Annotated in this window: 14 protein-coding genes; 8 read left to right on the top strand and 6 right to left on the bottom strand. The window is 65.8% G+C overall.

The genetic code is table 11. The annotated features are described in order from the left end of the window. Positions 1-13: 13 nt before the first annotated feature. Complete coding sequence (gene kstD / locus RDCOP1_RS16130) at positions 14-1,729, bottom strand: 3-oxosteroid 1-dehydrogenase (RefSeq protein WP_174555823.1); 1,716 nt, start codon at positions 1,727-1,729, stop codon at positions 14-16. A 277-nt stretch (positions 1,730-2,006) separates the two neighbouring features. Between kstD and RDCOP1_RS16125 the strand changes: the two genes are divergently transcribed. Further along, on the top strand, positions 2,007-2,207 hold the full coding sequence (locus RDCOP1_RS16125) for a hypothetical protein (protein ID WP_371836830.1): 201 nt from the start codon (positions 2,007-2,009) through the stop codon (positions 2,205-2,207). Positions 2,208-2,337: 130 nt separating this feature from the next. Here the strand turns inward: RDCOP1_RS16125 and RDCOP1_RS16120 are convergent, their stop codons facing one another. Both RDCOP1_RS16120 and RDCOP1_RS16115 read right to left on the bottom strand, forming a co-directional pair. Beyond that, entirely contained in the window at positions 2,338-2,700 is a 363-nt protein-coding gene (locus RDCOP1_RS16120) for a hypothetical protein (RefSeq protein ID WP_072702446.1), read from the bottom strand. 2 nt (positions 2,701-2,702) lie between these two features. Beyond that, complete coding sequence (locus RDCOP1_RS16115; protein WP_072702443.1) at positions 2,703-3,851, bottom strand: 3-ketosteroid-9-alpha-monooxygenase, oxygenase component; 1,149 nt, start codon at positions 3,849-3,851, stop codon at positions 2,703-2,705. A 190-nt stretch (positions 3,852-4,041) separates the two neighbouring features. On the opposite strand from RDCOP1_RS16115, the gene hsaA reads away from it, so the two are divergent. Genes hsaA through hsaB form a run of 4 tightly spaced genes read left to right on the top strand, consistent with a single transcriptional unit; the run spans position 4,042 to position 7,584 of the window. Continuing rightward, positions 4,042-5,217, top strand: a complete 1,176-nt coding sequence (gene hsaA, locus RDCOP1_RS16110) for a 3-hydroxy-9,10-secoandrosta-1,3,5(10)-triene-9,17-dione monooxygenase oxygenase subunit (protein WP_072702440.1) — start codon at positions 4,042-4,044, stop codon at positions 5,215-5,217. A gap of 8 nt (positions 5,218-5,225) precedes the next feature. Further along, positions 5,226-6,104 carry a 4,5:9,10-diseco-3-hydroxy-5,9,17-trioxoandrosta-1(10),2-diene-4-oate hydrolase gene (gene hsaD / locus RDCOP1_RS16105; RefSeq protein WP_072702437.1) on the top strand — a complete coding sequence of 293 codons (879 nt, stop codon included), beginning with the start codon at positions 5,226-5,228 and terminating at the stop codon, positions 6,102-6,104. Continuing rightward, positions 6,101-7,003 (top strand): iron-dependent extradiol dioxygenase HsaC, encoded by a 903-nt coding sequence (gene hsaC, locus RDCOP1_RS16100; protein ID WP_072702434.1) that lies wholly within the window; start codon positions 6,101-6,103, stop codon positions 7,001-7,003. The genes hsaD and hsaC overlap by 4 nt, the downstream gene beginning before the upstream one ends. Then, positions 7,000-7,584 carry a 3-hydroxy-9,10-secoandrosta-1,3,5(10)-triene-9,17-dione monooxygenase reductase subunit gene (hsaB, locus tag RDCOP1_RS16095; protein ID WP_072702431.1) on the top strand — a complete coding sequence of 195 codons (585 nt, stop codon included), beginning with the start codon at positions 7,000-7,002 and terminating at the stop codon, positions 7,582-7,584. The genes hsaC and hsaB overlap by 4 nt, the downstream gene beginning before the upstream one ends. 120 nt (positions 7,585-7,704) lie before the next feature. On the opposite strand, the gene RDCOP1_RS16090 is transcribed toward hsaB, so the two are convergent. Then, positions 7,705-8,655 carry a PRC-barrel domain-containing protein gene (locus RDCOP1_RS16090; protein WP_111731677.1) on the bottom strand — a complete coding sequence of 317 codons (951 nt, stop codon included), beginning with the start codon at positions 8,653-8,655 and terminating at the stop codon, positions 7,705-7,707. Positions 8,656-8,905: 250 nt separating this feature from the next. Here RDCOP1_RS16090 and RDCOP1_RS16085 point away from each other — a divergent pair, with 250 nt between their 5' ends. Together RDCOP1_RS16085 and RDCOP1_RS16080 are read left to right on the top strand one after the other, a co-directional pair. After that, complete coding sequence (locus tag RDCOP1_RS16085; RefSeq protein WP_072702421.1) at positions 8,906-10,147, top strand: aspartate aminotransferase family protein; 1,242 nt, start codon at positions 8,906-8,908, stop codon at positions 10,145-10,147. Between the two features lie 24 nt (positions 10,148-10,171). After that, positions 10,172-10,666, top strand: a complete 495-nt coding sequence (locus RDCOP1_RS16080; protein WP_072702418.1) for a DUF3830 family protein — start codon at positions 10,172-10,174, stop codon at positions 10,664-10,666. Between the two features lie 27 nt (positions 10,667-10,693). Here RDCOP1_RS16080 and RDCOP1_RS16075 read toward each other — a convergent pair whose 3' ends face one another. Beyond that, positions 10,694-11,131: a winged helix-turn-helix transcriptional regulator gene (locus tag RDCOP1_RS16075; protein ID WP_072702748.1), complete on the bottom strand. Its 438-nt coding sequence runs from the start codon at positions 11,129-11,131 to the stop codon at positions 10,694-10,696. A 121-nt stretch (positions 11,132-11,252) separates the two neighbouring features. On the opposite strand from RDCOP1_RS16075, the gene RDCOP1_RS16070 reads away from it, so the two are divergent. Continuing rightward, the gene (locus RDCOP1_RS16070) at positions 11,253-12,170 is read left to right on the top strand and encodes an NADP-dependent oxidoreductase (RefSeq protein ID WP_072702415.1); all 918 of its coding nucleotides are present in this window, start codon (positions 11,253-11,255) and stop codon (positions 12,168-12,170) included. A gap of 5 nt (positions 12,171-12,175) precedes the next feature. Here RDCOP1_RS16070 and RDCOP1_RS16065 read toward each other — a convergent pair whose 3' ends face one another. Next, positions 12,176-13,546 (bottom strand): amidase, encoded by a 1,371-nt coding sequence (locus RDCOP1_RS16065; protein WP_072702412.1) that lies wholly within the window; start codon positions 13,544-13,546, stop codon positions 12,176-12,178. Between the last annotated feature and the right edge of the window lie 58 nt (positions 13,547-13,604).

Below are 13,604 nucleotides of genomic sequence, written 5' to 3'. Positions count from 1 at the left end.
CAGCGGTCCGGGATCAGAGACTTTCGGCCGGTTCGGTCAGTTCGTCGTCGACGTGTCCACCGTGCGGGGAGTCGAGGATGTCGAGAACCGCCAGGTAGCCGAAGGTCATCGCGGGGCCGATCGTCGCGCCCGGTCCCGCATACGTGTGACCCATGACGGGGGAGCTGACGTTGCCGGTGGCGTAGAGACCGTCGATCACCGTGCCGTCCTCCCTCAGAACCCGCGCGTGGACGTCGGTGACGAGGCCACCCTTGGTGCCCAGATCGCCGGGCACGACCTTGAACGCGTAGAACGGGGCCTTGTCCACGACCCCGAGGCTCGGATTGGGCTTGTTGCGGGGATCGCCGTAGTAGTGGTCGTATCCCGATTCGCCGCGGCCGAAGTCCTCGTCCTTGCCGGCGCGTGCGAATCCGTTGAACCGTTCGACGGTGTCGGTGAGTGCCGAGGCAGGTACCCCGATCTTCTCGGCGAGGTCGCTGATCGACCCGGCCTTCACGAGTACCCCGGCCTTCAGCCAGCGGCCCGGAAACGGGGTGCGTGGCGTGATGCCCGCGAAGGTGTACCGGTCGCGGTAACGCTGGTCGAGGATCAGCCAGCTCGGAATGTTCTCTCCGGGTCCGTCTCCGCGTCCGTACTTTCCGCCGTACATCGCGTGGGTCGCTTCGACGTACGGTGCCGACTCGTTCACGAATCGTTTTCCGGCGCTGTTGACCATCATGCAGCCGGGAAGGCTTCGCTCCGACAATGCGAACCACGGTCCGCCGGTGAGGGGGAAGGACGGACCCCACCACGCGTCGTCCATGAAATCGACCGCAGCGCCGAGCCTTTGGCCGGCAAGGATGCCGTCTCCGGTGTTGGCCTTGGCGCCCACCGTCCACTCGGTACCGATCGGTGCACGCTGGTACTTCTTGCGCATCTCGTCGTTGTGCTCGAAGCCCCCACTGGCGAGGATCACGCCCTTGCGGGCACGAATGACCTGCTGCTCACCGTTCGACTCGACGGTGACGCCGCGGACGACGCCGTCTTCCACGACGAGGTCGGTCAGTGCGGTGTCGAGCAGCAGTGGGACGTCGGCGTCGCGCAGTCCGATCCGCAGGCCCGCCATGAGGGCCTGACCCCGAACCAGCAGGTGCTTCTTGGTGATGTTCGCCCAGACGAAGCGTGCTCCGACCCGGAAAGCGCGGAGGGGACCGCGGGGATTGCGCACGAGCAGGTTCAGCCATTTGTAATCGGCCTGTGTGATGACGAAGTTCTTGGGTGCCCGAGCGTAATCCGGTTCGAGGAGCGCGAGATCGTCGCCGAGCCGGCGGCCGTCGAAGGGTGTCGGCTCCACCGATCGGCCTCCCACGCGGCCACCGGGTGCTTCCGGATAGTAATCGGAATAACCCGGCACCCACTGCAGTTCGAGCGCGCTGTGCTTCTGTACGAACGACAGCATCTCGGGTCCGCGGTCGATGTAGGTGTCGATCTTCTCGGCGGGTACGACATCGCCGATGATGCTGTGGAGGTAGGTGCGGGCGGCCTCGGGAGTGTCTTCCACGCCGGCCGCTCGGAGGGCGTCGTTGTTGGGGATCCACACGCCGCCACCGGAACGGGCGCTCGAACCGCCGTAGCGGGATGCCTTCTCGATCAGGACGACGCTCGACCCCTTTCGGGCGGCGGTGATCGCGGCGGTCATTCCGCCGGCGCCGCTGCCGACGACGACGATGTCGTACTCCTGATTGTTCATGTAGAACACGTTATAGAACGAGGGGGTTGCTAGTCCATCTTTTGTGTACGGCACGGCATCCGCGCGAGCAGTCTGGAGCGGAACGCGTTCCAATATTTCGGGCGGCCGGACGACACCGCGGCGAGGCGGCGTGAGCCCGGCGGACAACCGTCGTTGGTGCGCCGCGAATGACCGCATTGCCCGCTTGGTGGAAAACGGTGTGTTTGTTCGTTTTCGAGATGGGTATCCGCAGCGCGTCCGAACCTGTCGGACACATCATCGACTGCGAGGTGGAGCCGTGCGTTTGTTGACTCTCTTGGTGCTGGTCTGGCTGGTGATCGGAGGCGTCGCTGGTTGGCAGCGTGGCTATTTCGGAGACTCGGAGCAGAACTGCAGCAGCCTGGCCACGGTGGCGACCACCGTCGTTGCCGGACCGCTCAACTATGCGGGTGTCAACCCCCAGGTCGAGTGCGAGGGGCTTCCCGAGCCGAGCCAGTAAGCCGGCGGGACCTTGGTTCGCAATCCTGTACCGGTGAGTGCACCGGATCGCTCTATGTCACATCCCCGGCGGAAGTTCTCCGCCGGGGATGTCTCTGTTCGGGCACGGGTGCCCGTGTGGCTCCGGAGGTCTACGGCCCTGACGGGTCGGGTACCGAGATCGCACCGTCGAGCACAGCGCGCTCGATCGAGGCCTGCAATTGCGGACAGCCCTCGCGGGGGCTGATCGACGTGCCGGGGACGACGCCGGAGTCCCGGAAGGTGGGGCACACCGTGTCGGGATCCTCCTGCCACTGCACACTCGTGTGCTTGTAGCTGTTCTTACGCACCAGTACGCAGGTGCCGCATTCCCGGCATCTCACCTCGTGCTGGCCGGAGTCGAGATAGTTGATCTTGTCGATCGCTGTCTGGGTGGCGATGGCCTCGACCCGATCGGGCCGATCGGCGAAGTCGGGAGACTTCGCCCACCTTCGCTGTCGGGTCGAGGAACTCATCGTCAGACCTCGGCTTCCTGCTTGCCGGACTTCTCTTCGGCTTCCCTGCGCGCCAGATTCTCCGCGACCTCTTTCTCCCAGGACTCGTTCGCCTTCGCCGTATCGACCTCGAACTCGAACCTGCCGGTCATCTTCTCGGTGACATCGGCGACGTCGACGTAGAACTGTTCGTACCAGCGACGCAGTTGGTAGACGGGTCCGTCCTCGTCGCACAGCAGCGGATTCTCGATCTTGGTCTTGTTCTTCCAGATCTCGACGTCCTGGAGGAAGCCTTCACCGATGCCCTCGGTGAACTTGGCTGCCAGTTTGTCGGACTGCTCGTCGGACATTCCGGTCGGCTTCTTCACGATGATGCCGTATTGCAGCATGAAGGAGTCGTGCGTGACCGGGTAGTGGCAGTTGATCAGCACCGATTCGACGTTGTATCCGCCGTAGCTGTTGGTCATCGGGTTGATCATGTAGGAGGGCCCGTAGTACGCCGCGTACGACTCGAGCGTGGATTCGAGTCCGTACTGCGTGGACATTCCCTTGTCGGGGCGACCGCGCGTGTTGAGGTACTGCTCAGCGATGTGGCCCTCGAAGACGTTCTTGAAGAACGTGGGGAAGGCGAAATGGATGTAGTAGAAGTGCGCCATATCCACGACGTTGTCGATGATCTCGCGGCAGTTCGCGCCCTCGATGAGGATCTGGTTCCACGTCCAGTCCGTCCATTCGCCGGTGCCGTGATGCTCGATGTCGGGAATGGTGACCTCGGGCGGAGGTGGATTGCCCTCGGGGTCGTTCCAGACGAACAACTGGCCGTGTTTGACCATCGTGGTCCAGGCGCGGGTGCGTGCCAGTGGTGGAACTCGACGCGAGTACGGAATCTCGGTGCATTTGCCGTTGCCGCCCCACCGCCAGTCGTGGAACGGGCATGCCACCGAGTCGCCTTTGATCTCGCCCTGGGTGAGGTCGCCACCCATGTGGCGGCAGTAGCCGTCCAGCACGTTCAGATCGCCCTTGCTGTCCGCCCAGACCACCAGCTTGGTGCCGAAGGCTTCGACGGCGTGCGGGCGTCCGTCGGCGAACGTCCTGCTGAGCCCGAGGCAGTGCCAGCCTCGAGCGAACCGCGTCCGGGTCTCGCCGATGTCGATCTCGCGAATCTGCGCCATGTCAGCTCACTTCCTTCCACAATCTCTTGTTAGAACACGTTATAGAACCAAGCCTCACAGGGGAAGCGAACCGGGACTTTGGTCCCGTGCACTAAAGGGTGTATCCGCAGTCTCCCGATCCTCGACACAAATAAGAACATGTTCTAGTCTCGGTACAAGCGATCAATTCCTGAACAGACGGGAGCGTCCAGTGGGTGACCACGACAGCCACGAGGTACTGCAGCGCATCGACGCACTGCTGCCCACCCTGCGCGAACGCGCGCAGGAGGCCGAGGATCTGCGCCGCGTGCCCGACGACTCGGTGAAGGCGCTCCAGGAAGCCGGCTTCTTCAGGTTGCTGCAACCCGCGCAGTGGGGTGGCTATGAAGCAGACCCGGTGACCTTCTACACCGCGGTACGCAATATCGCGAGCGCGTGCGGGTCCACCGGCTGGGTCTCCGGCATCATCGGTGTTCACAACTGGCACCTCGCGCTGTTCGGCCAGCAGGCGCAGGAAGACGTGTGGGGCGAGGATCCCGACGTCCGGATCTCTTCGTCGTACGCCCCGATGGGTGCGGGTGAGGTCGTCGACGGTGGTTACAAGGTCAACGGTGCCTGGGCGTGGTCATCCGGATGTGACCACGCGAGCTGGGTGGTCGTCGGCGGGCCCGTGATCAAGGACGGTCGTCCGGTCGACTTCGGCAGCTTCCTCATTCCCCGGTCCGAGTACGAGGTCGACGACGTGTGGAACGTGGTCGGACTGCGCGGGACCGGCTCGAACACCATCGTCGTCAAAGATGCCGTCGTGCCGCGTCATCGCTTCCTCAGCTTCAAGACGATGAACGAACTCGCCTCGCCCGGTCTCGAGCAGAACACCGCCCCCGTCTACAAGATGCCTTGGGGCACCATCCACCCCACGACCATTTCGGCTCCGATCGTGGGAATGGCGTACGGCGCGTACGACGCTCACGTCGAGCACCAGGGCAAGCGTGTCCGCGCCGCCTACGCCGGTGAGAAGGCCAAGGACGACCCGTTCGCCAAGATCCGTATCGCCGAGGCGTCGAGCGACATCGATGCGGCGTGGCGCCAGCTCTCGGGCAACGTCGCGGACGAATATGCCTGCCTCCTGCGAGGGGAAGACGTTCCGATGGAGATCCGGCTGCGGGCACGCCGCGACCAGGTCCGCGCGACCGGTCGTGCGATCGCCTCGATCGACCGGCTCTTCGAGAACTCCGGAGCCACCGCCCTCGCCAACGGGACACCGATCCAGCGGTTCTGGCGCGACGCGCATGCCGGCCGCGTGCACGCTGCCAACGATGCCGAACGCGCGTACGTGATGTTCGGCGCCGCCGAATTCGGTCTCCCGCTCACCGACACGATGGTCTAGGAACGCCCGTGACTGCAACAGAAGAGATCACCTACGAGTCGACCTCCCGGTTCGCGCAGGTCCGCGACGATCTGCGCCTGCACTACCACGAGGCCGGGGTCGGTCACGACACCACGATCGTGTTGCTGCACGGCGGGGGCCCTGGGGCGTCGTCGTGGTCGAACTTCGCGAAGAACATTCCGGTACTCGCCCGGCAGTTCCATGTTCTCGCCGTCGACCAGCCGGGTTACGGTCGTTCGGACAAGCCCACCGAACATCCGCAGTACTTCGTGCACAGTGCGTCGGCGCTGGCGGATCTGCTCGACACCCTCGGCGTGACCGGTCGCGTGCACCTGCTGGGCAATTCGCTCGGCGGCGGCGCGGCGGTGCGGTTCGCACTCGACTACCCCGATCGCGCCGGCAGGCTCGTGTTGATGGGCCCCGGAGGGTTGAGCGTCAACCTGTTCGCACCCGACCCCACCGAGGGTGTGAAGAACCTCGGCAAGTTCAGTTACGAGCCGACCCGGGAGAACCTCGAGGCATTCCTGCGGATAATGGTGTTCGATCAGTCGCTGATCACGCCGGAACTCGTCGAGGAACGATTCGCCGCCGCGAGCACCCCGGAATCTCTGGCCGCGGCCAGAGCGATGGGCAAGTCCTTCTCCAGCGGAGAATTCGAGAAGGGAATGCTGTGGCGCGACGCCTACAAACTGCGCCAGCGTGTCCTGCTCATCTGGGGTCGTGAGGACCGGGTCAACCCCCTCGACGGCGCGCTGGTCGCGTTGAAGATGATTCCGCGCGCACAACTGCACGTCTTCGGTGGCTGCGGACACTGGGCGCAGCTCGAGAAGTTCGACGAATTCAACAGGCTCACCGCGGACTTTCTGACGGACGGAGACAAGTCATGACCATCCGCTCCCTGGCGTACCTTCGCATCGGCGCGACCGACATGGGCGCGTGGCGTGAGTACGGGCTCAAGGTCCTCGGCATGGTCGAGGGCAAGGGTTCGGACTCCGACGCCCTGTACCTGCGGATGGACGATTTTCCCGCGCGACTGGTGATCGAACCCCACGAGTCCGACCGCCTTCTCGTCTCGGGGTGGGAGACCGCGAATGCCGCAGAGCTTCAACAGGTTCGCGACAATCTCTCGGCCGCCGGGGTTCCGTTCAAGGAAGGTACAGCCGAACAACTGGCAGATCGGCGCGTCGTCGAACTGATCACCTTCCAGGACCCGTCGGACAACACCCTCGAGGTGTTCCAGGGCGCGGCGCTGGAGCACCGCAGGGTGGTGAGCCCCTACGGGCACCGGTTCGTCACCGGGGAACAGGGTCTCGGCCACGTCGTGCTCTCCACGCGGGACGACGAGGAATCGCTGCGGTTCTACCGCGACGTGCTCGGGTTCCGCCTCCGCGATTCCATGCGTCTGCCCCCGCAGATCGTCGGCCGGCCCGCCGACGGCGATCCGGCGTGGCTCCGGTTCTTCGGGTGCAACCCGCGTCACCACAGTCTCGCGTTCATGCCGATGCCGACTCCGAGCGGCATCGTTCACCTCATGATCGAGGTCGAGAACTCCGACGACGTGGGGCTCGGCCTCGATCGTGCACTGCGCAAGAACGTCAAGATGTCTGCGACTCTCGGCAGGCACGTCAACGACAAGATGTTGTCCTTCTACATGAAGACGCCGGGCGGGTTCGACATCGAATTCGGTTGTGAGGGGCTCCAAGTCGAGGATGAAGGCTGGATCGCCCGCGAATCCACCGCGGTGAGCCTGTGGGGCCACGACTTTTCGGTGGGGATGCAGCCGTGACCGTGCCGGTCGGCGACGCCGGGGGTGCGATCGACCCGAAGGCATTCCGTACCGTTCTCGGACAGTTCTGCACCGGCGTCACCATCATCACCACCATGGACGGCGACGAACCCGTCGGGTTCGCGTGCCAGTCGTTCGCTGCGTTGTCGCTCGACCCGCCGCTCGTGCTGTTCTGCCCGACCAAGCAGTCGCGGTCGTGGGGAGCCATCGAGAACTCCGGTCGCTTCTGCGTCAATGTGCTCGCCGAGGAACAGCAGGAGACCTGCGCCCGGTTCGGCTCCCGCGAACCCGACAAGTTCGCAGGTATCGACTGGACTCGGTCGGAGTCGGGATCGCCGATCCTGACCGGTTCGCTCGCCCACATCGATTGCACCGTGGAGACGGTTCACGACGGTGGCGACCATTGGGTGGTGTTCGGCAGGGTCGCCTCGCTCAGCGAGGTGCGGGACGAGAAGGAACGTCCGCTGCTGTTCTACCGGGGCCAATACACGGGCATCGAGCCCGAAAAGACGGTGCCCGCGCCGTGGCGCGACGACCTCGAAGCGTTTCTCACCACCGCGTCCGAAGACACCTGGCTGTAGAGCCGACGGGAGGGCGCCGGTTCCGGGAACGAATCCCCGGGCCGGCGCCCTCTTTCGTCTCTGCGCTCGCCCGGTGGGTCGATCACTCAGGACCGGAACGACCGCTCGGGACTGTATTGCTCAGGACTGGGTGGAATCGTCCGGAGTCTCCTCGTAGTACTCCGTCGTCACCACACGCTTCACCAGGCGCGGCTTGCGCGGCTCGCCGCCACTTCCGTGGCTCTTGCTCTCCTGGCCGGGACCGTGATCGGTCGTGGAGGGGGTGTCCGGTGTGCCGGTGACGCGGGAATCCGTGCTGGTGTGGCCCGCGTGCACGTCCGGCGTGGTACGAGCGTCCGGCGCGGCATGCGTGCCGTGCGTGGAGTGCGTGCCCGAGGTGGAGTGCGTGTCGGGTGCAGAATGCGTGCCCGAAGTAGGGGTGGAGAGGGTGCCGGGAGCGGGGTTGTGGGAGTGCCCCGCAGATCCGATGCCCGACGTGCCCTGCGACGGGGCCCCTGCGGTGTGCTCGCCCGATTCGGACATGCCGCGTGCGGTGCCCGAGGGGGTGGTGGCGGTGTTGCCGGGAACCGAGTGCTGGAGCGAATCGTCGCGCTGGGTGTCGTGCGACGGACGGTAGTCGCCGGCGATACCTTCGCGCGCTGCATCCGGGGGCAGCGTGCCGGACCGGTCGGTATCTCCGAATCGGCTGGTGTCACCGGTGCGCCCGGCGTCCGCGCTTCGATTCGTGCGATTCGCGTCGGCGGACGTCGAATCGTTTCCGTGAGACCGGCTGTAGTAGCGGTACAGTTCGTCTTCCTCGAGCGGAGTGAGCTCGCCGTTCTCCTCGACGTTGGGCGCCCCTGTCACGGTGTCCTTGTCGAAGGGAACGTGCACTCCCGTTCTGTCGAGGGTTGCTTCGTCCACAGGGACGAAGTGTCGGCGGGTACCGAACAGTCCGGTCACGACGGTGATCCAGCCCGGTTCGCCGCTTCGGTTGTCGAGATACACCTCGCCGACTTTTCCGAGCTTGGTGCCGTCCGGACCGTACGCGGTGGCACGAGCGAGGGTATCGAGTTCATTGTGCGTAATCATCATTACCTCATCGGTCGGCGCTGTTGTCGCTGAGGGCATTCCCTCCAGGCACCCCGGCGAAACTCTGGGCGCGGCGAAGCGGCGTCGCCGGGCAGCGGATCGGGCACTGTCTCGGAACCGCGCTCACTGTTCCCGAGGCGGGTTGCCCCGCATACCGTTGCCTTCGGCGTGCGCTCATGTTATGCATATTGTCGACAATCTGACAACGGAAAGTGCCCGAATTCGGTAGGTGCATCCCGGGAGGGCCCTCATGGCACGACTGTCACCACTTCTTCTTCAAGCCACCCCGGTCACCGTCGACCACGCGTCCGGTTGCTACCTGTACGACAGTGAGGGGCGCCGCTACCTCGATTTCACCGCAGGCATCGGTGTCACGAGTACCGGGCACTGTCATCCGCATGTCGTCGAGGCGGCGCGGCGGCAAGCCGGCACCCTGATCCACGGTCAGTACACGACCGTCATGCACCGGCCCCTGCTCGAACTCGTCGACGCACTCGGTCCGGTGCTGCCCGAAGGTCTCGATTCCCTCTTCTTCGCCAATTCCGGAAGCGAAGCCGTCGAAGCCGCGCTGCGTCTGGTCCGGCAAGCGACGGGTCGCCCCAACGTGGTCGTCTTCCACGGCGGGTTCCACGGCCGGACGGTCGCTGCCGCCTCCATGACGACTTCGGGTACCCGGTTCTCGGCCGGCTTCTCCCCGCTGATGGGAGGTGTGCACATCGCACCCTTTCCCACCGCCTACCGGTACGGCTGGAGTGAGGACGAGGCAACGGATTTCGCGTTGCGAGAGCTGGACTACCTGTTCACAACGGTCACCGCGCCCGACGAAACCGCGGCATTCGTCGTCGAACCCGTTCTCGGCGAGGGTGGTTACGTCCCCGGAAACACGCGCTTCTTCCAGGGCCTGCGGGAGCGCGCCGACAGATACGGCATCCTCCTCGTCTTCGACGAGATCCAAACCGGATTCGGACGAACCGGAAAGTTCTTCGGACACCAGCACTTCGGCGTTCGTCCGGACGTGATCACGATGGCGAAGGGGCTCGCGAGCGGATTTCCCCTGTCCGGGATTGCGGCGTCGGAAGAACTGATGTCGCGTGCCCGCCCGGGATCGCAGGGTGGCACCTACGGAGCCAATGCGGTCTCGTGCGCGGCGGCGGTGGCGACCCTCGAGGTGATCGAGAAGGAAGGACTTGTGGCGAATGCGGCGGCCCGGGGTACCGAATTGCTGGCGGGTGCGCACGAGCGGGCGACGGTCGCAGTCGGTGACGTCCGAGGACTCGGCCTCATGGTGGGATCCGAATTCGTCGATACGGACGGCGCCCCCGACCGCGATCGCGCGACGGCTGCGCAACAGGCTGCCGCACGAAAAGGCTTGTTGCTGTTGACATGCGGTCCCTACATGAACGTGGTACGCATGATCCCACCGTTGATCGTGACAGGAGAGCAGACGGAGGAGGCGCTCGATATCTGGTCGGAGGTTCTCGCCGAGGTCTGACGTCGCACGTACGAAGGAGATTCCGTGGCCCGGTTCATCACAATCTCGCTCGACAAGCGCGGCGTCTCCTGCCGTGCCCGCCTCCTCGATGCGGAGGCGCCGCTCACGTGTGAGGCGGTGTGGAATACACTCCCGCAGAACGGCTCTGCATTCCACGCGAAGTACGCTCGCAACGAGGTGTACACGCTCGTTCCGCGGATCACCGCCGCCCCGCGGCGGGAGAACCCGACGGTGACACCCATTCCTGGAGACGTGTGCCTGTTCGATTTCGAACCGTGGGAGATCGGAAACTCCGCGTACGGATACGAACCCGGATCGGAGGCGCACGCAGCGCAGGGCGCCACCGACCTGGCGCTGTTCTACGGGCGGAACAACCTGCTTCTGAACGGGGACGTGGGATGGGTGCCGGGCAGCGTGTTTGCCACCATCGAGGACGGGCTGCCGGCCCTGGCGGTGGCATGCAACGACCTGTGGACCGAGGGCACAGTGGGAGAAACACTCACGTTCGCCCGCGCCTGACCCCATTCCCCGGCCGGCCGTAGACGGTCAGCCGGCGTCGTACTCTTCGCGGTGCTCGAGCACTTCGTCCATATGCGCCTCCGCCCACACCTTGATGCCGAGAATCACCCGATGGAGAGAGAGTCCGAGCTCGGTGAGCTCGTAGGTGACAGTGACCGGCACGGTCGGGACGACTGTCCGGGTCAGCAGGCCGTCGCGCTCGAGTGATCGCAGTGTCTGCGTGAGCATCTTCTGGCTCACGCCCGCGAGCCTGCGGGAGAGCTCGGAATAGCGCATCGCCCGTGGTTCGCCTGTGCATTCGGTACCGGGTCCGGCGGGGCCGTCGCTCCCGAGGGCGGCGAGGATCAAGGCCACCCATTTGTCCGAAATACGCGCGAGCAGTTGACGGCTGGGGCACTCCGCGAGGAATGCGTCGTATTCTGCCTGCACTCGCGCCCGCTTCTGCGCTGCCGTCATCGTCGGCATGAGTGCCTCCTTCCTACCGGTGGGTGGCATACGCACTTTCGAGTGCGTACTTCCCGTCGGAGAGCTACCTGCCAATGATGAAGCGGAGGGCAATTCGAAACAAGTAGTGGGGAGCAGATCGATGAACAGCACGACATTCCGCACCGCAGTGGTGCGTGTTCCCAGCGGGCCCGACTCCATCGAGATCATCGACGTTCCGGTGGTGAGCCCGGGGCCCGGACAGGTCCGGGTGGCAATTGCGGGCGCACCGGTGAACCCTGTCGACCTCGGAGTCGCCGGTGGCTTCTTCCACAGCATCGGCATGATCGACCAACCCGGGCACACGGGTCTGGGATGGGACTTCGCCGGCACTGTGCTCGAACGCGGGGAGGGTGTGGATCTGGCGGCCGGCACTCGCGTCGCCGGCATGGTCGGAGGATTCGACCGCGACTACGGCACGTACGCCGAGCAACTCGTCGTGCCTGTGACGGCGCTCGCGGTCGTGCCGGACGATCTCGACCTGCTCGAAGCCGCCACGGTGCCCGTCAACGGATTGGCGGCAGCGCAGATGCTCGACCTGCTCGACGACGCGCCCGCAGACGGAAACCGCCTGCTCGTAACCGGCGCGGGCGGGCTGGTCGGGGGATACCTCGTTGCGCTCGCCGCAGAGCGTGGCTGGGACGCCACCGGTCTCGGCCGGCCCGACGACGAGAAGTTCGTCCGCGGCCTGGGTGCCGGATTCGTGTCGCACGCGGAACCGGGCTGGGACGCGGTCGCCGACGCTGCCTCGATGCAGGAAGAAGCACTTGCGCTGGTCCGCGGCGGTGGGAAGTTCGTCGGCGTGAAGCCGAACGCCGTCCCGGCCGCGGAACGCGGGATCTCCGCCTCCGCTGTGGAAACGTATCCCGACGCGGCACGTCTGAGCGACCTGCTGGCCCGAGCCGCTTCCGGTGTACTGCCTGCGCGCGTGCACGCGGCCGTGCCGCTGGACAACGCCGCCGAGGCCCATCGTGCCGTCGCCGCCGGAGGCGTACGCGGGCGCTACGTCCTCGTGCCCTGATTGCGCTAGCTCAACGTGTGTTCGGCGAAGCGGGCGACGGCGAGCAGCAGGTCGTCGGAATGACGTGGCCCGACGATCTGCAGCCCCACCGGCAGGCCCCCGGCTGTCGTGCCCACCGGAATGCTGATCGCCGGTTGCTGCGTGAGATTGAACGGGTACGTGAACGGCGTCCACTGCGGCCACCCGCTCGCGGGGGAACCGGGCGGGACGTCGTGACCCGCCTCGAACGCGGGGATCGGCACGGTCGGGGTGAGAAGCACGTTGTGCGTCTGGTGGAAGAGACCCATTGTGATTCCGAGCGCGGTCGCGACCGCTCGTGCGTCCAGATAGTCGACGGCGCGGACCTGCTCGCCGCGTTCCCAGATCTCACCCAGACCTGGGTCCACCTTGTCGCGCGTGCCCTGGGGAAACGTCGCCAGCATCGCCGCTGCGCCGGCGGACCACATGATCTCGAACGCCGCGAGAGGGTCGTCGAAGCCCGGGTCCGCTTCGGTCACGGGCAGTCCTGCTTCGTCGAGTTTCCGGACGGCGGCGTCGACGATGTCACCGACCTCGGGATCGACCGTCACGTATCCGAGCGTCTTCGAATAGGCCACGCCCATGCCGAGAACCTCCCGCGCGAGCGCGCTCCTGAACGTCGTGAGAGGGGGTGCGAGCGCCGTGGGATCGCGGTGGTCCGGAAGCGAAAGTATGTCGGTGAGCAACGCGGCGTCCTCGACCGTCCGGGTGATGGGGCCGGCGTGGGCCAGCGGGCCGAACGGGCTCGCCGGAAACAGCGGGATCCGTCCGTGTGTGGGCTTGAATCCCACGACACCGCAGAACGCGGCGGGAATCCGGATGCTGCCGCCGCCGTCGGTGCCCACCGAGCACGGCCCCAGCCCGGCGGCGACGGCCGCGGCGCTCCCGCCCGACGAGCCGCCCGCGGTCTTGCCGGTGTCGGCGGGATTGCGGGTGACACCGCACAACGCGGAGTCGGTCACCGCCTTCCAGGCGATTTCCGGTGTGGTCGTCTTTCCGAGGAGCACCATGCCGTCCTCACGCAAGCGGGCGGTCACCGGGCTGTCGACATCCCACGGCTGATCTTCGTCGACGGCTTGGGAGCCACGCAGGGTCGGCCAGCCCGCGGTGAGGAACACGTCTTTGATCGAGATGGGCACGCCGTCGAGGAGACCCTTGGAATACCCCGTGCGCCAACGCTCCTCGGAGCGTCGCGCCTGGGCGAGCGCCTTCTCCTCGTCGACCAGGCAGTACGCGTTGATCTCACCATTGCGCGCGGCGATCTCGTCGAGAACGGACCGGGTCGCTTCCACCGGAGACAGCTCACCCGAGGAGAACGCGGTGACGAGTTCGACGGCGGTCATGTCGGTGGGGTTCATCGTGCTCTCCTTGTCCCGGTGGTCTACCGCGATCCGGTCGGGCGCGGCACACCGTCCC

Origin of the sequence: Rhodococcus coprophilus NBRC 100603 (assembly GCF_001895045.1) — a bacterium.
In the GTDB taxonomy this organism is placed as follows: domain Bacteria; phylum Actinomycetota; class Actinomycetes; order Mycobacteriales; family Mycobacteriaceae; genus Rhodococcus; species Rhodococcus coprophilus.
The sequence above is the reverse complement of the archived record's forward strand: the minus strand, read 5'-3'. Positions and strand labels throughout refer to the sequence as shown.